Origin of the sequence: Pontibacillus chungwhensis BH030062 (assembly GCF_000770675.1) — a bacterium.
Lineage (GTDB): Bacteria > Bacillota > Bacilli > Bacillales > BH030062 > Pontibacillus > Pontibacillus chungwhensis.
This window is the reverse complement of sequence record NZ_AVBG01000016.1, coordinates 12460-32999: the sequence shown is the minus strand read 5'-3', so window position 1 is coordinate 32999 and position 20540 is coordinate 12460. Positions and strand designations below refer to the sequence as shown.

Annotated in this window: 20 protein-coding genes; 16 read left to right on the top strand and 4 right to left on the bottom strand. The window is 43.2% G+C overall.

Features of this window, described 5'->3' with window-relative positions; translation table 11 throughout:
- The first annotated feature begins 136 nt into the window (after positions 1-136).
- From fabG to N780_RS16510, 5 genes are all read left to right on the top strand, one after another.
- Positions 137-877: a 3-oxoacyl-ACP reductase FabG gene (gene fabG / locus N780_RS16530; RefSeq protein ID WP_036786664.1), complete on the top strand. Its 741-nt coding sequence runs from the start codon at positions 137-139 to the stop codon at positions 875-877.
- A 79-nt stretch (positions 878-956) separates the two neighbouring features.
- Positions 957-1619: a DUF4396 domain-containing protein gene (locus N780_RS16525; protein ID WP_036786661.1), complete on the top strand. Its 663-nt coding sequence runs from the start codon at positions 957-959 to the stop codon at positions 1617-1619.
- A 98-nt stretch (positions 1620-1717) separates the two neighbouring features.
- Positions 1718-2824: a hypothetical protein gene (locus tag N780_RS16520; protein WP_036786659.1), complete on the top strand. Its 1107-nt coding sequence runs from the start codon at positions 1718-1720 to the stop codon at positions 2822-2824.
- A 186-nt stretch (positions 2825-3010) separates the two neighbouring features.
- Positions 3011-3919, top strand: coding sequence for a YegS/Rv2252/BmrU family lipid kinase (locus N780_RS16515; RefSeq protein ID WP_036786657.1), 909 nt, complete (start codon positions 3011-3013; stop codon positions 3917-3919).
- A gap of 18 nt (positions 3920-3937) precedes the next feature.
- Positions 3938-4345, top strand: a complete 408-nt coding sequence (locus tag N780_RS16510; protein ID WP_036786655.1) for a FixH family protein — start codon at positions 3938-3940, stop codon at positions 4343-4345.
- Between the two features lie 105 nt (positions 4346-4450).
- On the opposite strand, the gene N780_RS16505 is transcribed toward N780_RS16510, so the two are convergent.
- Positions 4451-5068 carry a class I SAM-dependent methyltransferase gene (locus tag N780_RS16505; protein ID WP_036786653.1) on the bottom strand — a complete coding sequence of 206 codons (618 nt, stop codon included), beginning with the start codon at positions 5066-5068 and terminating at the stop codon, positions 4451-4453.
- A gap of 179 nt (positions 5069-5247) precedes the next feature.
- Here N780_RS16505 and N780_RS16500 point away from each other — a divergent pair, with 179 nt between their 5' ends.
- The 5 genes from N780_RS16500 (at position 5248) to N780_RS16480 (ending at position 10326) form a co-directional block, all read left to right on the top strand.
- Positions 5248-5706, top strand: coding sequence for a MarR family winged helix-turn-helix transcriptional regulator (locus N780_RS16500; protein WP_036786651.1), 459 nt, complete (start codon positions 5248-5250; stop codon positions 5704-5706).
- A 1533-nt stretch (positions 5707-7239) separates the two neighbouring features.
- The gene (locus N780_RS16495) at positions 7240-7866 is read left to right on the top strand and encodes an SDR family oxidoreductase (protein ID WP_036786649.1); all 627 of its coding nucleotides are present in this window, start codon (positions 7240-7242) and stop codon (positions 7864-7866) included.
- Between the two features lie 242 nt (positions 7867-8108).
- Entirely contained in the window at positions 8109-8393 is a 285-nt protein-coding gene (locus N780_RS16490) for a glutaredoxin family protein (RefSeq protein WP_036786647.1), read from the top strand.
- A gap of 131 nt (positions 8394-8524) precedes the next feature.
- The gene (locus N780_RS16485; protein WP_036786645.1) at positions 8525-8923 is read left to right on the top strand and encodes a YppG family protein; all 399 of its coding nucleotides are present in this window, start codon (positions 8525-8527) and stop codon (positions 8921-8923) included.
- Positions 8924-9048: 125 nt separating this feature from the next.
- Complete coding sequence (locus N780_RS16480) at positions 9049-10326, top strand: MFS transporter (protein WP_036786643.1); 1278 nt, start codon at positions 9049-9051, stop codon at positions 10324-10326.
- A 111-nt stretch (positions 10327-10437) separates the two neighbouring features.
- Here N780_RS16480 and N780_RS16475 read toward each other — a convergent pair whose 3' ends face one another.
- Both N780_RS16475 and N780_RS16470 read right to left on the bottom strand, forming a co-directional pair.
- A complete protein-coding gene (locus N780_RS16475) occupies positions 10438-11292 on the bottom strand; it encodes a DegV family protein (RefSeq protein ID WP_036786641.1) in 855 nt (284 codons plus the stop codon).
- 59 nt (positions 11293-11351) lie between these two features.
- On the bottom strand, positions 11352-12260 hold the full coding sequence (locus N780_RS16470; RefSeq protein ID WP_036786639.1) for a DMT family transporter: 909 nt from the start codon (positions 12258-12260) through the stop codon (positions 11352-11354).
- Between the two features lie 225 nt (positions 12261-12485).
- Here N780_RS16470 and cshA point away from each other — a divergent pair, with 225 nt between their 5' ends.
- The 4 genes from cshA (at position 12486) to N780_RS16450 (ending at position 17595) form a co-directional block, all read left to right on the top strand.
- Positions 12486-14006, top strand: coding sequence for a degradosome RNA helicase CshA (gene cshA, locus N780_RS16465; protein WP_036786637.1), 1521 nt, complete (start codon positions 12486-12488; stop codon positions 14004-14006).
- 223 nt (positions 14007-14229) lie between these two features.
- Positions 14230-15180 carry an AAA family ATPase gene (locus N780_RS16460; RefSeq protein WP_232299560.1) on the top strand — a complete coding sequence of 317 codons (951 nt, stop codon included), beginning with the start codon at positions 14230-14232 and terminating at the stop codon, positions 15178-15180.
- On the top strand, positions 15180-16394 hold the full coding sequence (locus N780_RS19340) for a DUF58 domain-containing protein (RefSeq protein WP_052115134.1): 1215 nt from the start codon (positions 15180-15182) through the stop codon (positions 16392-16394). Before N780_RS16460 ends, N780_RS19340 begins: the two co-directional genes overlap by 1 nt.
- On the top strand, positions 16387-17595 hold the full coding sequence (locus N780_RS16450) for a DUF4129 domain-containing protein (protein WP_036786635.1): 1209 nt from the start codon (positions 16387-16389) through the stop codon (positions 17593-17595). Before N780_RS19340 ends, N780_RS16450 begins: the two co-directional genes overlap by 8 nt.
- Positions 17596-17665: 70 nt before the next feature.
- Here the strand turns inward: N780_RS16450 and N780_RS16445 are convergent, their stop codons facing one another.
- Positions 17666-18430, bottom strand: coding sequence for a rhomboid family intramembrane serine protease (locus tag N780_RS16445; RefSeq protein WP_036786633.1), 765 nt, complete (start codon positions 18428-18430; stop codon positions 17666-17668).
- 138 nt (positions 18431-18568) lie between these two features.
- Between N780_RS16445 and acpS the strand changes: the two genes are divergently transcribed.
- Positions 18569-18925, top strand: coding sequence for a holo-ACP synthase (acpS, locus tag N780_RS16440; protein ID WP_036786631.1), 357 nt, complete (start codon positions 18569-18571; stop codon positions 18923-18925).
- 75 nt (positions 18926-19000) lie between these two features.
- A complete protein-coding gene (locus N780_RS16435; RefSeq protein ID WP_036786629.1) occupies positions 19001-20521 on the top strand; it encodes an NAD(P)H-hydrate dehydratase in 1521 nt (506 codons plus the stop codon).
- Positions 20522-20540: the final 19 nt, after the last annotated feature.

Here is a 20540-nt window from a genome sequence, read left to right as displayed (position 1 = left end):
TAACACGTTGATGGTAAGATGATAAAAAGGATATAGGTGGGAGGTTCGACAATTATCTCACCATTTCTGCTTCATCAAGATGAATCACCTTGGACGGTTGTGGACGATTTCATTAGAAAAGGGAGAGGTGAAGCCAATGAGGCTAGAGGGAAAAGTGGCTATCATTACAGGAGCTGCACAAGGGATTGGACTAGAAGCATCCAAAAGGTTTGTCCAAGAAGGTGCAAAGGTCATCCTTGCTGATTTCAATGAAGAGATCGGATTAAAAGAGGAGGCAGAATTACGGCAGGACGGAGCTGAAGTTACGTTTGTAAAAGTGAATGTGGCAGATCGTTCAAGTGTGAATGACCTAATGGATGCGACTATTCAAACGTACGGGAGAATAGATATTCTTGTAAATAATGCTGGGATTACAAGAGATGCGATGTTGTCTAAAATGACTACAGAACAGTTTCAAGAAGTAATGGATGTGAATCTGACAGGTGTCTTCCATTGTGCCCAGGCCGCAATGCCTTTTATGGTCAAGCAAGGAAAAGGGAAGATTATAAACACTTCTTCTGTAACAGGCACACACGGCAATGTAGGACAGTCCAACTATGCAGCTGCAAAAGCTGGGTTAATAGGATTGACGAAAACATGGGCAAAAGAGCTTGGCAGGAAAGGGATTAACGTAAATGCTGTAGCGCCGGGATTTACTGAAACGGCAATGGTAGAGCATGTTCCCGAGAAGGTGATTGAACAGATGAAAGCAGGCGTATCTATGGGACGACTTGGTAAACCTGAGGATATTGCGAACGCTTATTTATATTTGGCCTCAGATGAATCTGATTATGTGAATGGCCATACACTTCATGTAGACGGTGGCATTATGATGTAACAGACTGATTTTGGATAGAAGGTTTATATTCACACCTCTAGGGGGTATCGATAAAATACGAATTAACTCTGAAGAGGTGATGAATGTGCTGGCAACAATTTCATGGATTGCTTTAGGAATCGGATTGCTATCTTCCCTTATTATTATCGTAGACGTCATTCGTCATCCACAGATGATGGCCATTATGAATGTAGTATGGCCAATTAATGGCTGGTTTCTCGGGCCATTTGCTGTTTGGTCTTATTATAAATGGGGGCGATTAAAGGCTAAAGATGTAGACCGAGAAGACAATCGCGGTATGGGAGCCCAAGTATTTATGTCAACGAGTCACTGTTCGAGTGGGTGTACGTTGGGCGATGCCGTGGGGGTCCCGATCGTATTCTTTACAAGTCTTACAGTGGCAGGCTCGACATTGTTAGCTCACTATACGGTTGAATTTATAGCCGCTTACTTATTCGGAATCCTGTTTCAGTTATTTGCCATTTATCCAATGAACCAAGAAGCGGGTATATTAGGCAATTTAAAAGATGCGATTAAAGCAGACACATTGTCCTTAATTGCATTCGAGATAGGAATGTTTGGGTGGATGGCCATTGTTCACTTTGTGTTATTCCAAACCCCGCCGAAACCAGACCAAGCGACTTACTGGTTTATGATGCAGATTGCTATGATCTTAGGTTTTCTAACGAGCTATCCAGCGAACTGGTGGCTTGTGAAAAAAGGCATTAAAGAAGCGATGTAATGGGAGCACTCTCTTTTATAGGGAGTGCTTTTTATATTGTCATCTCATTTTTTTCCAATTACTGATATAATAAAGCTACCTATGTAAGGAGGGGTTGTATGAGTGAAACGTTGCAGAAAAGGCCGATTGCCTGGTTTCGACTTTTGTTTATTGCAGGGCTTCTGTTACTGCCGAACCTTCTTGTGCAAAAATATGAACTAGTCGGTACGGTAACAAGTTGGGCTGTATGGGGAACAGCAGTAGATTTATTAGTTGTTTTCCCATTAGCGTGCTATTTCTTTGTGTTACGCAGGCGTCCTTCGTTGCTTGCTTTAGTCCCGATGATGTTTGCTGGGCTTCTTGCTTTAAACTGGATGGTACCTGAATATGCTAAAGAGCACTTGTGGGTCATCAATCGTTCTGTCATCTTTCTTGAAGGCTCTATTGTTCTAATCGAACTCCTATTGTTCTTATGGGTGATAAAACAATGGCCTATCATTAGACAATCGATTCAGAACGAGCGATTCGCCTATTATCATCTATCCATGAGTGCTTATAAAGGGATAGAGAACGCATTTGCCGGCATGACGGGGAAGGTGAAATCGGCTCAGAAGGTATTAGGCTTTCTGATTACGGATCTATCAGCCTTTTATTATGCGTTTGCAGGAAAGCGGGAGAATGTCCTGCGTTACACAAATGCACCTGTGTTTTCCTATCATAAGAAAAGCGATTATCAGGGAATCTTCATCATGGTGGTTCATGCCCTCCTGATTGAAATTATTGCTGTACACTTCCTCGTGCTGCAGTGGAGTCATATCGCTGCTTGGATCGTAACGATTCTGGATATCTATGCCTTGTTATTCTTCATAGCGGATTACCAGGCTATGCGCAAGTCTCCAATTGTACTCGATCAAAAAGGAATTCATATTCAGAAAGGGTTGCGATTTTTTACCTATATTCCTTATCAAACGATTCAACGCATTGAGAGAGCGACAGTTACAGCGAAAGAATGCCAGAAGGATAAGAAGTCTGTTGCTGTTACATTACCCTCATTTGAAACTCAGCCCCCTCAATGGACGATCCATCTTGAAGAACCAGTAGACGCTCACCTTGTCTTTGGTCGATTCAAGAAAGTAGAAAGAATCTACCTCACCGTAGATGACCCTGGTAATTTTATAGATGTCTTAAAAGATCAGGTTCCTATTCAGGTTGAAACGAAAGATTAATAGCATAGGGACAGAGATAGCTTATGTGGGGGTCCTTTTATTTGTTGAATACTGAAATTATTCACCACAAAATGGATTATAAGTAACTTTTATTACTTCAGTCTATTCCTGTCCGGGCGGGTTTCGTTAGACGTAGAAAAGGAAATGATATGTATAGAACTATAGCAAATGTCAGGGGGAAGAAAAATGATTCAGTACGACAAGGGACTCTTCTTGTACAACGGCGATGCTGGACCCAATCAAATGAACCAAAAGCTATCAGTAGCGCTTCCGGTCTTATCTCAGAACGTTGAAGAGCTACGCGTTGTACAGACGAAGAGCCCGGATGATTTGAAGCGAAAATGTAAGGAGTACGGGGAAGAAGTCGATGTCATCTATATACTAGGTGGAGATGGAACCGTGCATGATAGTGTGAACGCACTTGCTCAATTAGAGAATCGCCCAGTTGTAGGTGTACTACCAGGAGGAACATGTAATGACTTCACGAGAATGCTGGGTATGCCACAAAATATAAAAGCAGCAGCACAAGCTCTCGTAGATGGCCGTGTAGCACCTGTAGATGTTGGGCATATTCAAGACGAAGGCTACTTCTTAAATTTCTGGGGCATTGGACTTGTAACCGATACATCTCTAAATATTGACCCAGACCAGAAAGACAGGTTAGGGGTGTTAAGTTATTTCATTAGTGCCGTGAAAACGATGACTGCATCAGAACCTTCAAAGTATAAAATTACTATTGATCAAGAAGAGGTATATGAAGAAGAAGGAGTTATGGCACTTGTTATGAATGGTCAGTATATCGGGACACGTTACATTCCTGTTCCTTCATTACATGTGAATGATGGAAAGCTTGATGTTTTAATCGTGAAGAACTCGAACTTATCGACTTTCAAAGAGTTAATTAATATGGATCAACCGGGAAAAAGCACAGACGATTTACAAGGAATTTTCCATAAACAAGCTTCTGAAGTAAAAATCGAAACAGAAAAAGAACAGGATGTTGATACAGACGGCGAGATTTATTTAAAAACACCAGGGGACATTAAAGTACTCCCAAACCACCTTCGTATGATTTTTCATCAGACACAACAATAAAGAGAAAGAGAGAGAAAAATGATGAGAACTCGATTACACATAAGTGGCTTGCTGCTCCTTCTGGTATTCTTAACAGCTTGTGGGTCAGGTGGGGAAGAATCAGAAGCGAACTCAGACGAGCCAATTCAAGCCCGAGTCCTTACTGTTCCAGAAGAGTTAACAACAGAGCAGATCTCTACACTTCAAGTGAAAGTAACGCAAGGAGATCATAAAGTAGATGAAGCTAAGAAAGTAACCTTCGCATGGGGAAGAAAAGGGGAAGAACCTTCTGATCACAAACCCTCTCAAAAGCAAGGGAACGGACTTTATTCCATTCAACATACATTTGATGAAGCTGGTAGTTATGAGGTTGTAGCTATCGTGGAGGCGAATGGCCAGAAGAAAGAAGTAAAGAAAGAGATTGAGGTAGAGGAACCAAATGATTAACGAAGAAGTCGTTCATCTTAGTAAAGTACTCCTATTTCTAAACAGCACCAAATGACTAGTAATTTAATACTTCTGTTTTCAATAGGAGTACGGCAGTCTACTTGCTTATTTTGCTTTCTTGCACACAGCTATGCCTAAAGGGTAATGGACTTCTTCGCGAGGAGGTTCAACGAGTACACCTTTTTGATAATAGAATTGTACTTCCTCGTAGTTTGTGAACAGTTGGCGAAACTCTTCTGGCGTAATCTGGTGGACGTGAAACGGTGAGTAACAATCTACTCCGCGCCCTTCGCCAAAAGGTGTAGAGACAATCAGAGTGCCACCGGGGTTTAGTAACCGTTCATAGTTTTGTAGAAGTTTCTCCTCTTCTTTTATATGTTCATATGTTTCGAAGCTTACAATCGTATCAAAGGTACCCAGTTTCTCAGGCAACTTCGGATCTGTGGCATCTGCTACTCGGAAGTTAGACTTTGGATGGTGATAAGCTCCTTTCGCATATTGAATAATATCAGAATCTATATCCACACCGATCACTTCGGATACTTCATTTTTTCTATCTTTAATCATCATGTGCGTACCATAACCTGAACCACATGATAAATCCAACACACGACCTGTTACGTATGGTAATGCGAATTGATAGCGTGCCATATGCTCAAGCAACATTCCATTTGATGGTTTCATATATTCTGGGATGACGCGTTCTCCCGTATCTTCTACCATTTTTTTATACACCGCTTTCTAAGAGTGTGATATAGTGCTACTAGCTTCATTCTTTTATTATGCCACAGATTTGATAAGAGTAAAAAGGTCAAGAGAACCTACATAAGAAGGATTGACAATAAATTGAAATGGTCGCTATACTTTATACTAATGCACCATTAATAGAAAGGCTGAGTAAAATGGATCAATCACAGAACTACCAAGAGAAAAAAGAAGATCCATCGCTGAAATTGTTTGTTGTGCTCTCCAAAGCGGCTCGAGCGATTTCAGATCGAGTGAAAGAAGACATCCAAACTCATGGCTTAAACCCGACAGAGTTTGGAGTTTTAGAGTTGCTTTACCATCAAGGAGATCAACCCCTACAAAAGATTGGTGACAAAATCTTATTAGCAAGCGGTAGCATCACTTATGTGGTCGATAAACTGCAACAAAAAGGACTACTAGAAAGAAAACCGTGTCCAAAAGATCGCAGAATAACCTATGCCGTGATTTCAGAAGAAGGTCGCCAATTATTAAATGACATCTTCCCAAGCCACTGGAAACAAATCGAGAACATTACAGGTGGCCTTACTGACGACGAGAAAAAGCAACTGATCCCTATGCTGAAGCAATTAGGGAAATATGCTGATGAATTATAATGAATACGTTTATGAAAAGCCTATCTCCTGTGGGGGATGGGCTTTTTTTATGTTTAGGTGAGGGCTTATGTGTGGGAGCGGGTTGGGAGTAGGGGCGGGGGTGAGTGGTTGAAGTGGGTCTCAACGGCTTAAGTTGAGAGCGGCCGGCTCAAGCTGGGAGAGACCTGGCTCAAGATAGGCAAAAACCGGCTCGAGTTGAGGAGGGGCCTGGCCGAGTGGCTCAAGTTGAGGGAGAACGGCTCAAAAGGAGGCTAAACCGGCTCAAGCTGAGACGATAACGGCTCAAGAGCAGAAAATAACAGCTCAAGTCAGCTTTGAACGGCTTAAGTTGAGAGCGGCCGGCTCAAGTTGGGAGAGAACTGGCTCAAGATAGGCAAAAACCGGCTCGAGTTGAGTGGGGGCCTGGCCGAGTGGCTCAAGTTGAGGGAGAACGGCTCAAAAGGAGACTAAACCGGCTCAGGCTGAGACGATAACGGCTCAAGAGCAGAAAATAACAGCTCAAGTCAGCCCAGCACGGCTTAAGTTCAGGGCGCACGGCTCAAGCTGGGAGGGACCTGGCTCAAGATAGGCAAAAACCGGCTCGAGTTGAGGAGGGGCCTGGCCGAGTGGCTCAAGTTGAGGGAGAACGGCTCAAAAGGAGGCTAAACCGGCTCAAGCTGAGACGATAACGGCTCAAGAGCAGAAAATAACAGCTCAAGTCAGCTTTGAACGGCTCAAGTTCAGAGCGGCCGGCTCAAGTTGGGAGAGACCTGGCTCAAGTTAGGCAAAAACCGGCTCGAGTTGAGGAGGGGCCTGGCCGAGTGGCTCAAGTTGAGGGAGAACGGCTCAAAAGGAGGCTAAACCGGCTCAAGCTGAGACGATAACGGCTCAAGAGCAGAAAATAACAGCTCAAGTCAGCTCAGCACGGCTCAAGTTCAGAGCGGCCGGCTCAAGTTGGGCGAGAACTGGCTCAAGATAGGCAAAAACCGGCTCGAGTTGAGTGGGGGCCTGGCCGAGTGGCTCAAGTTGAGGGAGAACGGCTCAAAAGGAGGCTAAACCGGCTCAAGCTGAGACGATAACGGCTCAAGAGCAGAAAATAACAGCTCAAGTCAGCTCAGCACGGCTCAAGTTCAGAGCGGCCGGCTCAAGTTGGGCGAGAACTGGCTCAAGATAGGCAAAAACCGGCTCGAGTTGAGTGGGGGCCTGGCCGAGTGGCTCAAGTTGAGGGAGAACGGCTCAAAAGGAGGCTAAACCGGCTCAAGCTGAGACGATAACGGCTCAAGAGAAGAAAATAACAGCTCAAGTCAGCCCAGCACGGCTCAAGTCCAAAGCACACGGCTCAAGCTGGGAGAGAACCGGCTCAAGACAGGCAAAAACCGGCTCAAGCTCAGAACTACCCCCGGCCGAGTGGCTCAACTCCAGAGAGCACGGCCCCTGGCCCGAGAACCAACCGGTCTACACTCCCCCCCAGTGTCACGAAAGCATCATCCTGTTTAGGTATCGAAAAGCATGGGAATTATGATTAAAGACTTTGCACAAGGAGGATGATCTTAAATGAAAGTACTTGTAATTGGAGCAAATGGTCAAGTTGGTAAACATGTTGTTGATAAATTGAATTACTATAACCATGAACCGGTTGCGATGGTTCGTGACAAAGATCAAGTTCCTTATTTTGAAGAGCGCAATGTCCAAACGGTGCTAGGGGACTTAGAGAAAGATTTCTCTCATGCCTATGACGGGGTGGATGCTGTAATCTTTGCGGCAGGGTCAGGCCCGAACACGGGAGCTGATAAGACGATCATGATTGATCAGGAAGGTGCCATTAAGGCTATGAACCTTGCTGAAAGTAAGGGCGTTTCTAGGTTTGTTATGTTGAGTTCAATAGCAGCGGACAGACCTGAAGTGGGTCCTGAAGAATTGAAGCACTACTTGTATGCGAAAGGCCGGGCGGATGAGTACCTACGCACAACTTCCTTGAATTACACAATCGTACGCCCAGGTGGTCTGACGAACGAACAAGGAACAGGAAAAGTTCAGATGGGCGAGCATTTAGAAATGGGAAATATCCCTCGTGAAGATGTGGGGAACGTATTATCCTTCGTCCTAACAGAAGATAGCGTCATCGGAAAAAGCTTTGATTTACTAAGTGGCGAAACCGACATTAAACAATTGTTTGCGTAGCGTAGCGCACATTATAAGATAGAGTAGCCTGTCTATTAGAATGATAGGCTACTTCTTTTATGTATAAGTAGATAGAACCCATACTTTCCTAATTTAAAATTAGACATTAATAATTTCGACATAAAGTTGCAAAAAAGATGTTTATTTTCATTTTATCAGGGTAAATTCAAGTAGAATCTAACGGACGCTAAGTTTTTGGAAATATATGTTGTCTTTAAGGGACTAACGACAGGGGGCTCATCGTGGCGAATCAACATGTGGTAGTATATACAAGTAACGGATGCCATCATTGTGAGAATGTAAAAAGTTTTATGGAAGAGTGGAATATTCCGTATACGGAGAAGAATATTTCAGCTGATAAAGAACATTACAGACAAATGCGAGCGAAACGTGTATATGGAACACCCGCTACATACGTGGGCGATGAATTGGTTTTAGGGTACCAAAAGCGTAAGTTAAAGAAATTACTAAACATTGATGAGGTTGCTTCTTATTTTAGACAAGGGGCTGTGGGCCTTAATGAATAGAGGAATTGATGTAAAAGAAGAGGGAGGCCTCTTCTTTTTTTGTGGAAAAAGAGTACGTTTCATTTCACATTTCTTTGCTTTGAACATAGGCTATGAGTGGATAAAGAAGAAATTATAGGAGGTGTGCAGTCATGAGGCGAAGACATCCTAACGATCAAAGGTTCCCAAACACTCCACTTGGTCCTTTTCCAATGGAAATGCCTTGGGAGGAGCAGTATTATCCAGGTCAGCCTTCTGTCTCACAAGGAGCTCCGTATCATGCACCCCCAGGCTACCAAAGTCCATATGAACAATTTGCTAAACCTCCTCAACCTAACCAGTGGGATCCTTATTACTCTCTTCAGCAACAATCCCCGTTATATGGACAGCAACAGAAACCGCCTGGTATGATGCAGTATTTTCAAGATAAGAACGGACAGCTTGACTTAGATAAGATGCTGTCAACAATGGGGCAAATGGCAAATACGGCGAATCAGTTTAGCCCACTTATGAAAGGGATCGGTTCGTTCATTAAAGGGTTTAAAGTGTAAAAGCCCCCAAGCCCAAGTGGGGGTTTTTTTGTGTTGTTCTAGAGGGGATATGTTTTGCATTACTTTATGGAAACCCCTACCATTAGGAGAGGTATAATTGATTAAGGATGGAAGGGTGAGGCATCATGAGTGCACAGAGTCAGACAGGACATGCACCTGTGAAAACCCCGTTTTATTATGGTTGGGTGATTGTATTTATTGCAGGGTTAAGTGTCTTCTTTTCTGGGCCGGGACAGACTTATTCGGTGTCTATATTTATTGAGAGTTACATAGCTGATTTTGATTACACTCGTTCATTTGTTTCTGCGCTTTATTCTACTGCTACGTTGATCGCCGGGTTAACCCTCTTTATGGTAGGGAGGCTTGTGGACCGTGTAGGACAACGAATGATGATGGCGGTAGTTGGGATTCTCTTGGCGATCGCTTGTCTGTGGAACAGTGTGATGGTGGGAGCCATTATGATGTTTGTTGGCTTCTTTATGCTCCGTTTGTTTGGGCAAGGTTCTATGACACTTATTCCGAATACACTTGTGCCCCAATGGTTTATTGGAAAAAGAGGACGTGCGTTAAGCGTCATGGCTATTGGTGGATTCTTAAGTTCTGCCTTGCTTCCACCACTGAATACATGGCTGATCAATGACTTTGGATGGCGTACGACTTGGATGGTTTGGGGAGTAGCTCTAGCGGTGATTTTCGTGCCTCTTGCGATTTTCTTAGTTAGGAATCAACCGAAGGATATAGGTGAGATTCCCGACGGTACTCCGAAGCATCATGACCTTCAGCAAAACCCGAATGTTGAGGTGAATGAGGAGAACTGGACTCTTAAAGAGGCGATGAAAACGAGGGCTTTTTGGCTCATTTTGTTCTGTGTGAGTGTGCCGGCGCTTGTGAATACAGGCGTTACGTTCCATTTAGTTTCCATTGTTCAGGGAAAAGGATTATCCGATGAGATTGCTGCGATCGTCCTTACGTTGATGGCTGTTATTGGCTTCCCGGTTACGTTTATAGTCGGTTACCTTGTGGACAGGGTTTCCGTGCACTATGTGTTAGCAATTACGTTTGCTGGACATATCATTGCTTTATTTATATTGTTGCAGGTCAGTTCTACAAAAGGTGTCATTGTTTACGGAATTATATGGGGGTTTGTGAACGGGTTTGAACGCATTGTATTAAGTATTGTATGGCCTAACTACTTTGGTCGAGAGCATTTAGGTAGTATAAAAGGTATAGCTCAAACGATTATGGTTTTAGGTTCTGCTTTTGGTCCTCTTCCATTTGGACTTTATTTTGATTGGTTCGGGGGTTATGAAGGAATCTTATGGATTATGATTCTGTTTCCATTGATTGCAATGATTTTCTCTTTGTTGTCTCCAAAACCAAGTTACCAGGCTTATCATGGGTAAGTAGGTCATCATATACAAAAAGGCGCAGAGCATACAGCTCTGCGCCTTTTTATGGAGATAGCGGTTCTTCTAAAGCTCGGGCTTACTCCATTAAGGTTAATGATCGTTCAATTAATCTTTAAAGAAGGAAATCACAAAGCCGCCTTCACCAGCATGGGTTGCAATAAGGGGGCCCATTTCTACAAGCACGGATTCTTTAAAGGGATAGCGATCCTTCATCTCTTGTAGAAGGTTCTTAGCTTTGTCCTCTGCGGTGCTGTAAGACATGGCGATGACCTTGTTCTCAAAGTCCTTGGAGTACTCGCCAATTTGTTCAACAAAACGACGGACAGCTTTCTTGTTTCCTCTAACTTTTTCGGTAACTTCAATTGTGCCTTCAGGGCTACCGTGCATTAAGATCTTAATGTTAAGGGTCTTCGCAATCGCACCTTTAAAACGACTAAGACGACCGCTTTTCATTAAGTTCTCAACCGTGCGAAGTAAGATGAGCGTTGCTAACTTACTCACGCGTTCATTCATGTGATCGGTTAATTGCTCGATTGTATAGCCTTCCTCAATACGCTTGCCGGCCTCATCGACTAAAAGCGTCATGCCTGATGTGGCTGAACGTGAGTTAATCACTTCAATTTTTCTTTCAGGCTCTTCTTCTAAAAGCATCTCTTTCGCTAACAGGGCATTCTCATACGTTGTGCTTAATTCTTTAGACAAAGCAATCATAAGAATTGGCTTTTCTGGGTCTACAGCTTTGTATGCTTCATAAAAAGCATATGGGCTTGGTGCTGATGTACGAGGAAGCTCTTCAGCTTGTCTCATTTTGTCGTAAAAGGTAGGAGAGTCGATGTCTACTCCGCCTAGGAACTGCTCGTCCCCAAAATGGATGTTAAGAGGGATAAAATGAACGTTATAACGATCCAGTAAATCTTTTGGAAGATCTGCTCCTCCATCTGTCATGAGTTGAATATTCATGCGTTCACCTGCTTTTAAAAATTTTTCTGATAGGATTATTTTATATGCTATATGGCTATTTATATGTCTTCCTTAATGGAAATCTGTTTGGATTTCTTGGAGGTACTATATATAAATAAGCTTAATCCAACGATGACGATCACGCCTCCTAGCCATTGTGACCATGATAAGGTTTCGCCGAGAATGACGTAAGCTAAAAGGGAGGCACCTACGGGTTCAAATACGATACTCATTGAAATGGTTGATGTGCTTAGCCATTTTAGTGACCAGTTAAATAAAGTATGGCCTAAAAATGTGGGAATGATCGCTAAGGCTAAGAAAATCATCCAATACTGACTTGGATACCCGATAAATGGATTCTGTAAGATAATGTTGTAAATAAATAATGTAATGGTACTGATTCCATAGACCACAAACGTGTAGGTCATTAGGGAAAGCCGTTTTCTTACGGTTTGTCCGAGTAAGAAGTACCCTGTGACCATCATGGCTCCAAGTAGTGCTAAGATATCACCTAATAAGGCTAACCCACTTATTTGAAAGTCTCCCCAACTGATGACAACGCTACCTGTGATTGCAATTAGCATACTAAGGATAGCACCGGCTGTAAACCTTTCTTTAAAGAAGAGAAAGGTGCCAATAAAAGCAAATATTGGCTGTAGTGTCACTAATACTACAGAACTTGCAACAGAGGTATAGTTTAAAGATTCAAACCATAGGATAAAATGAAAAGCAAGGAAGACGCCAGCTGCTATAGATAAGATCCAGTCTTTTTTTGTGATGGATTTAAATTCTTTGCGATGCTTGGTTAACACAAAGGGAGCCATAAGAAGTACGGCGAACAGTAAGCGATATTGAGCGATTATAGACGCTGGAGCTGTCGAAGCCAACTTAACAAAGACGGCGGCAGTAGATACGGAGAGGACTCCGATGACGATGGCGATATAGGGGTTAAATGGTGGATTATTCAATTGTGCCCACCTCCATCCGAGTTCGTTAGCGTTTATCTTATTTTACCATTGATCTAAGAGTAAGGATACTTTAAACTTGCATGAATTGCCGGATTGAAAACAGTGTGGTAGAATAAAGTATAAATCAACTCGTACCGAAAGCCCTCTTCCAGCTGTGAGGATGGCTTTTTTTACGTGCTTCTCTTTGGCATACTAGAGAGAACAAAAAAGGAGTAGAAAAACGAAGTGACAAATTTTTATTCATTAGGTTTATCCAAATCAGTTCTAAAATCCGTTCAAGAGATGGGTTTTGAGGAAGCTACACCAGTCCAAGAGCAGACAATTCCTCTTGCGATGGATGGAAGAGACGTGATCGGTCAAGCGCAAACAGGTACAGGTAAGACCGCAGCCTTCGGTATTCCAATGATCGAGAAGATCGACGAGAATATGAAGAAGATTCAAGGTCTAGTTATTGCGCCTACTCGCGAGCTAGCTATGCAGGTAGCGACAGAGTTAAATAAGTACGGACAATATAAAGGTGTGAAAGTACTACCTGTTTACGGTGGTACAGATATGGGACGTCAGATTCGTTCCCTTAAACAACAACCTCAAATTGTTGTAGCAACACCAGGTCGTTTATTAGACCACATTCGTCGTAAAACGATTCAGCTATCCAACATTCACACAGCTGTATTAGACGAAGCAGATGAAATGCTTAACATGGGCTTCATTGAAGATATTAAAGATATTCTTAAAGCTGTTCCAATGCAGCGCCAAACGTTACTGTTCTCAGCAACAATGCCAAAAGAGATTCATGAAATTGCTACGAGCATGATGAAGAAGCCTGAAACAGTTAAGCTTAAAGCGAAGCAAATGACGGTTGAGAAGATCGATCAGTACTTCATCGAAGTAAATGATGGTAAGAAATTCGATACGTTAACACGTCTTCTTGATATTCACACGCCTGACTTAGCGATCGTATTCGCTCGTACGAAGAAGCGTGTTGATGAAGTTACAGAAGGATTAAGTGCCCGCGGTTTCCGTGCTGAAGGAATTCATGGTGACCTGACACAAGGTAAGCGTATGAGCGTTCTGAAGAAATTCAAACGTGGTGGCGTTGAAGTACTAGTAGCAACAGACGTTGCAGCTCGTGGCCTGGATATCTCAGGTGTTACACACGTATACAACTTCGACATCCCTCAAGATCCTGAAAGCTATGTACACCGTATTGGTCGTACAGGTCGTGCTGGTAAGGAAGGGTACGCAGTTTCCTTCATCACACCAAGAGAAATGGCTCACCTTAACCTAATTGAGAAGACTACAGGTCGTAAGATTGATCGTCTTCCAATTCCATCAAATGATCAAGCTCTTAAAGGTCAACAGAACATCGCGATTGAGAAACTTGTTCAATCCATTGAATCTGATAACCTTGAGTCTTATGAGAGCACAGCAGCTGAATTACTAGAACAGCATGATTCTGTATCTGTTATTGCAGCAGCACTTAAAATGCTAACGAAAGAGCGTAAAGACGTACCTGTACAATTAAGCTACCTTGCGCCAGTTAGTACAAAGCAAGCTCATAAAGATAAACAAAAACGCGGTGGCGGCGGTAAACGCTATAACCGTAACGGTGGCGGACCAAAAGGTAAAGGCGGCTACAACCGTAATGGCAAATCTGGCGGTGGTTATAACAAATCCCGTTCACAAGGCCAGAACAAAGGCAACCGTAACCGTAAATACCAAAACTCAAACCGCAATAATTCCTAAGAACTCGAAAAGCCCTGCTCAACTGAGCAGGGCTTTTTTTATTGTGGTCTCTTTAGTGAGATAAAGCGTGCCAGGCACGCACCAGTGCTCTAAAGGATTGCAGGGTGTCAGACACGCGTCAGTGCTTTAAAGGGCTGCAGGGGGCTTCTTTGTTTGGTGGTTGGGTAATTTTGTTATAGTATAGTTATGAGAATTTTCATACTGTTCAGGGGAGAGTGTTATTGTGGTGGAGAAAAGGAAGGTCGATGTTGCGATCGATGAAATTGGTCGAGTGATATATGGTAAACGTGAAGTTGTTGAGTTGTTGCTAATCGGTATGATTGCACGTGGGCATGTTCTTTTAGAAAGCGTGCCGGGTTCTGGTAAGACCAAACTTGCTAAGAGTTTCGCTAAGGTAATTGATGGAACATTTAGCCGGATTCAGTTTACGCCAGACGTCCTGCCTTCAGACGTAACGGGGATTCAATTCTTTAACCCTAAGACGCAAGAGTTTGAGCTACGCAAAGGGCCAGTTATGACGAATGTATTGTTAGCGGATGAAATTAACAGGGCTACGCCCAAAACCCAGTCCAGTTTACTAGAGGTAATGGAAGAACATCAAACAACCATTGATGGAGAGACATTCCCTATTCAAAGTCCCTTTATTGTCATTGCAACCCAAAATCCAGTGGAAAGCAATCACGGAACCTTTCCATTGCCAGAGGCTCAGCTTGATCGATTTTTATTTAAAGTGGATATGGGGTATCCGAGTGAAGAGGAAGAAAGAGACATCATGAAAGCCTATTTGACTGAGGAGCCGCTCGATACACTCGAATCGGCCTTAACACCTGAGGATTTAGTCAGTATGCAAGAAGAAATGAAGGAAGTACATATTGCAGATGTGGTGAATGACTATTTACTTCGTTTGGTACGAATCTCCAGAGAACACGCTGATATTGAATTAGGCATTAGTACAAGGGGCGCGCTTGCTTTAATGAGGGCAACCCAGGCACGGGCTTATCTTCGTGGCCGGTCTTATGTGAGTCCTGAAGATGTAAAGAGTTTAGTTCCATACGTATTCGAACACCGACTCATTCTATCTATGCAAGCCTCTATCCAAAAGACCCCAACAGACGTGGTGAGAGATCTCTTAAATCTGGTTGAAGTGCCGGTTGAATCAGGAGCACGTACATAATGCAGTGGAGGAAAGAACTCGGATCTAGTTTAACGCAAAGTTATGATAAAGTTCTCGCCTTTAGCCTCATCCTCTTATTTACGAGTTTGGTATTTAATCGCTCAGCGGCCTTTATCATGATTGGTGCTGTTGTGGCTTTCGTTTCATTTAGTTTGATCTATGACCGTCTGATAGGGAAAGGGTTAACGTTTCAAAATAAGAAGCACGCTTATAAGATGTTTCCTGGTGATCGCATAGAAGTTCCTCTGTCATTTGAAAACCAATCACGCTTGCCTATTATAAATGGTCGATTTCAATTTAAAGTTGGCTCTGAAGTTCAAGGAGAGAAGTACGTTGTAAGTCAGGGAGATGAATGGACGAGGTACGAGGTTCCTCTTACCGTTGTGGAAAGAGGCAAAACAGAATGGTATGTTCCTTTTGAAGCCAAGCGTCGAGGAGTAACCATTATTCGAGATATCCATTATAGCTTTCCGCACCTCTTAAACTTTCACAAAATCTTCCTTTATTACCTGCCCTTTCATCGGCTTGAGTTCATTGTTTATCCAGAACCTTTGCCTGTCTATGGGATCGAGGAACGTAATCACATGACTCTTGGTTCTCAACAAGCGCGGCTATCTCCGTTTGAAGACCCGGTTAGCCCTATGGGGACTAGAGATTATACAAGCTCGGATCCTTTTCACCGGATTCACTGGAAAGCTTCAGCAAGGAAACAAACGTTACAGACAAAAGTTCTTGAGAAGAATTGGGACCATACGTGGAGTATCGTTATTAATCTAACTGATCCTTCTCCTGGTGGGCATTTGAATGTGTCACCTAATATTGAAGCGGTTCTTTCCTATGCAGCTTATATGTGTCAGTTAGCCACTAAAAAAGGCTACCCGTTTGAACTCTATATAAATGCTCGTAAAATAGGAAATCCTCCTTTTTATTACTTACCTGAGGGTAGTGGTAAGGAGCATTTGCAAAAAGCGCTGGAATTGATTGCGCGTATTAAAACAAGAGAGCTAGTGATTTCGTTCTCTGTTGTGCTTCACCGCTTTGATCACCAATTATATAAGCCGAAAACCATCTTTTTATTAGGGGGACAAAGCGAAGAAGTGAAGCGATATGCGCATAAATGGAATAGGCAAAAGTTCCGTGTCTATACGGTTCAGGACAAGGGAGACTTCGCAACGCTTCGGAATCCGCTAGAGAAGGAGGATGTCTATGGATGATCGTAGAACCTCTGTTGCAAAAACCTACTTGTGGATAGGCGAAGCGATGGTGTTTTATCTATTGTTAGGGCCCATTTACTTCTTGTTTTACCCTAGTGAACCGCTGCCGTTTTGGAGCTTCTTGCTCGTAGTTGTGGTGTCTAAACTACTATTGGCTCTTGGGGTGAAGGTCACCACAAGTTATATCATCATTATTTTCTACGTCCCGTTGACTGCACTTGTAACCTCCTACTTCAGTCCATTCAATCTCATCATTTCCATTCTGTTGAGTTGTTACTTGGCGTGGCGTTTTATCGTTCATGAGCGAGACCCTGAGCTTAATAATGAACAAGCTTTACTTATGGCGTCGCTCCTTTTCCTTATTTTAAACGTCCTTTTCTTCAACCAGACGTCTGTCTATTTTATGGCAGCCCTCCAATTAGTGGTTCTTGTCTTTGGGTATTTATTGAGCCATGTCTTGAGTGTGGATGGTCAAGCTAACAAGACTTCGGTCTACAGCAGAACCACGACTGTAATGGGGCTGTTTGTCGGTGTAACCATTGGGGTCTTTCTCATCTATGACCTTTTCCGAGCCGGTTTTACCGGTGGGGGTGCTCTGATTGCCCAAGTGTTTGGCTTAATTGTAAGGGGGATATTGTTCTTGTTTAGCTGGACTGGCCTAGGAGACGAATGGAACGAGAAGGTCAATGAAATAGAACCCGCTGAAATGGAACTAGAGGATAGTGGAGTGGGGGAAGAGCAACCTGATCCTGGCGCCGCTTTCGATCTATCTGAGTGGATGTATTGGGGAGCGCTCTTCATGATCCTTGTAATCGGTATCGTTGTGGCTATTCGATTAAGGAATAAAAAAATTGAGCCCACTGTCGACACGTTCAAAGAGGAGCATTCCGTTACCTATTCAAACCTACCGGCTGAAAGAAAGCCTCTCAGGCCATCGACGTTCAAGCGTTTATTCCAAAGCGCCCCGAATGATGAAGCCAGGAAACTGTTCTTTAACTTCGAAGCTTTTGCTTCTAAAACCGGAAATGGACGTGCGCCATCCGAAACCATTGAGGAATGGTTTAAACGACTTGGCGTGCGAGACGGTAATGCTGATCTTTATCAGAAAGTTCGTTACGGAGACCAGTCTCTTACAACAAGAGAACTTGAGACCTTTAAAGAAACGATTGAGTCTCTGAAAAACGCCATTCGGAAAAAATAAGGTGCCATCGCGCCAAAAAAAGCTCAGAGCCTTGGTCAATATAAGCTCTGAGCCTTTTTGTGTACTATTTTTAAATAAAACGGCCAAGTAAGCCTGCGATAATGAGGATCACAAGCAATCCCCACAACAACTTCGGTAAAAATCTTCGCCAAGGTATGCGCCGCTTATTCCATCTATTTGGATCAAATCCGATATCAGAGTCGGTTCCTCTTCGTCTGGAGCGAGAAAAATTCATCGTAAACGCTTGTGCCCCAGAAGTTACAATCGGTCCAAGTGCTAACCCTCCAATTAACCCGAATAGGTGTCCGTAAATGTTGATATTTGGGCGGATGAATGTCATCACAAGTCCGATCACGGTAATCGTTAAGACTATTTGGGCATTGGCTTGATCAATAAGGTGCTTTTTAGCATAAATCATATAAAGGTAGACGCCGAAAAGTCCAAATATTGCTCCAGATGCTCCGACATGCAGGTAGAAGTCTGGTCCAAGTAAAAAGGTACCGAGATTTCCGGCAAAGCCAGCACCAAGATATGCTAGCAAGAACTTCCCTTTTCCAAGCATCTGCTCAAGGGCAGGGCCAAATAAGACGAGTGAGAATGAATTAAATATCATGTGCGCTAGCCCTGCGTGAAAGAAGATCGGTGTAATAAGTCTCCAGTACTCACCGTCGGCTGTTGCAAGGTTGTTTCCATTTCCTAAGCGTTCTAATTGAACGAAATAGGAGATTTGCAGAAGATCTCCAGTCAGCCACAGGAAGATGTGAATACCGATTAAGGTAGCTACGATTGGATAGGAGCGAATAAAATCTTGAAAGGATTCTGTCCGAAAAAACATAATCAGTTCTCCTTACTTTAAAATAAGTTGATATCAGCTTATATCATTATACAATGAAACCAGTACATTCATGTTACAAACTGCATGATCAAACCAGAAAAGGTTATTATGAATACATATAGGAAAGTGGTGGTATGGATGATTAAAGGAATTGGTGTTGATTTAGTAGAGATTGAACGTATAGAACAAAGTCTTGAGTCTAATCAACGCTTTCTACAACGAATATTAACAGAAAATGAACAAGCTTTGCTAAAAAATATAACCGCATCAAAAAGGCAAGCCGAATTTGTAGCAGGACGATTTGCAGCTAAAGAAGCTTTTGCTAAAGCGATGGGGACAGGAATTGGGAAGGAGTACTCCTTTTTAGATATCACGGTTTCACGTACGGATCAAGGTGCTCCTGTGATAGATGTAAAGAACTTTCCCTTCAAGATTTGGCTATCCATTGCACACAGCAAAAGCCATGCCATTGCTCAGGTTGTCATTGAAGAATAAAAAAGCTTGTCAGGCTAGTCTGCATAATCGCATACTTTGTCTCATATGATTTTAGTGCGGGTAGGAGGGAACGATTTGCACATTGTCACCGCAAAAGAAATGTACGATACGGACCGTTACGCTATGGAAGAAATGGGGCTTCAAGGTCATATGTTAATGGAGAATGCTGGCCGAGCTGTAGCTACAGAAATTGAAAAGCATGTGTCCTTAAAAGACCAGATCCTCATCCTTGTTGGAAAAGGCAATAACGGAGGAGATGGATTCGTTATTGCTCGTACATTGCTACAAAGAGGGTACAGCGTAGAGGTTTTGCAGATTCCGAATGATGAAGACATTCAGGGAGATGCGTTAACCCATCGGAAGATCTATGAAGCTTTTGGGTATGGCTATCATACGTTTGAAGATTTGAATTCATTGATAACCTTTAGTTCCGGGAAGAACGTCATCATCGATGCCTTGCTTGGAATCGGTGTGAAGGGACCACTACGTTCCCCGTATGACGAGATTGTGCCGTATGTGAATCAGCTGGACGCGAAAGTGATTTCAGTTGACCTCCCAAGCGGAATTCCTGCTGATGAAGGAATATCATTTGAAGAAGCGATTCAATCGAATTTTACGATAGTAATTCAGTATCCAAAAGTCTCAGCCTTTTTACAACATACGGCTCCTTTTTATGGAGAATGGAAAGCTGTTGATATAGGTCTTCCTGATCACCTTCTAGGCAAGCCCGAATCGTGTGGTGTATGGACAAAAGAGGATGTAGTAGCTAGTTTACCAGAAAGGGAGCCTTTCTCTCATAAGGGATCGCATGGAAAAGGCCTCGTAATCGGTGGGGCTCTCCAAATGCCTGGGTCTGTCACCATGACTTCAAGGGCAGCACTTCGAGCGGGAGCGGGGCTTCTGACAGTAGCGACTGTAAAAGATGTTATTTCTATCCTTGCATCGTCTGTAACGGAAGCTACATTTATTGCACTGGAAGAACAAGCTGGGAAAATCAACTCTGTAGATGGAATCGAGTTTTCTTACGACGGAGTGGCTATTGGAATGGGGATGGGACGGCATCCAGAAGGGGAAGAGCTTTTAAGAGAAGTGCTGAAACAGGCAGAATCACCTGTTCTCATTGATGCAGATGGATTGTATGCCTTAAAAGCCTATCTACCTCATGTAACATCCCGTTCCTCCCCTACTATTCTAACTCCTCATCCAGGGGAGATGGCTCACTTGCTAGGTGTCGAGGTTCCTGAATTACTAGAGAAGCCTTTTCAGTATTCCAGGCAGTTTGCATCTCGTTACGGCGTTTACGTTGTATTGAAGGGGGCTTTCACCCTTGTTACCACTCCAAAAGGAAATCAGTGGGTGCATACAACAGGAAACGTTGGTTTAGCAAAAGGCGGAAGCGGTGATGTTCTTGCTGGCATGCTGCTCGCCATGACGATGCAACCGCAATCGATAGAAGAGGCGCTGAATAACGGAGTGTGGCTGCATGGATCCACGGCTGACCTATTAACAGAAGACACCCATTCAACGTATGACCTGTTAGCTACTGATCTTATTGACGGTCTTTCGAAAACGTATCGTACACATCTTTCTGAGTAAGGTGAGTGCGTTCCCTTTG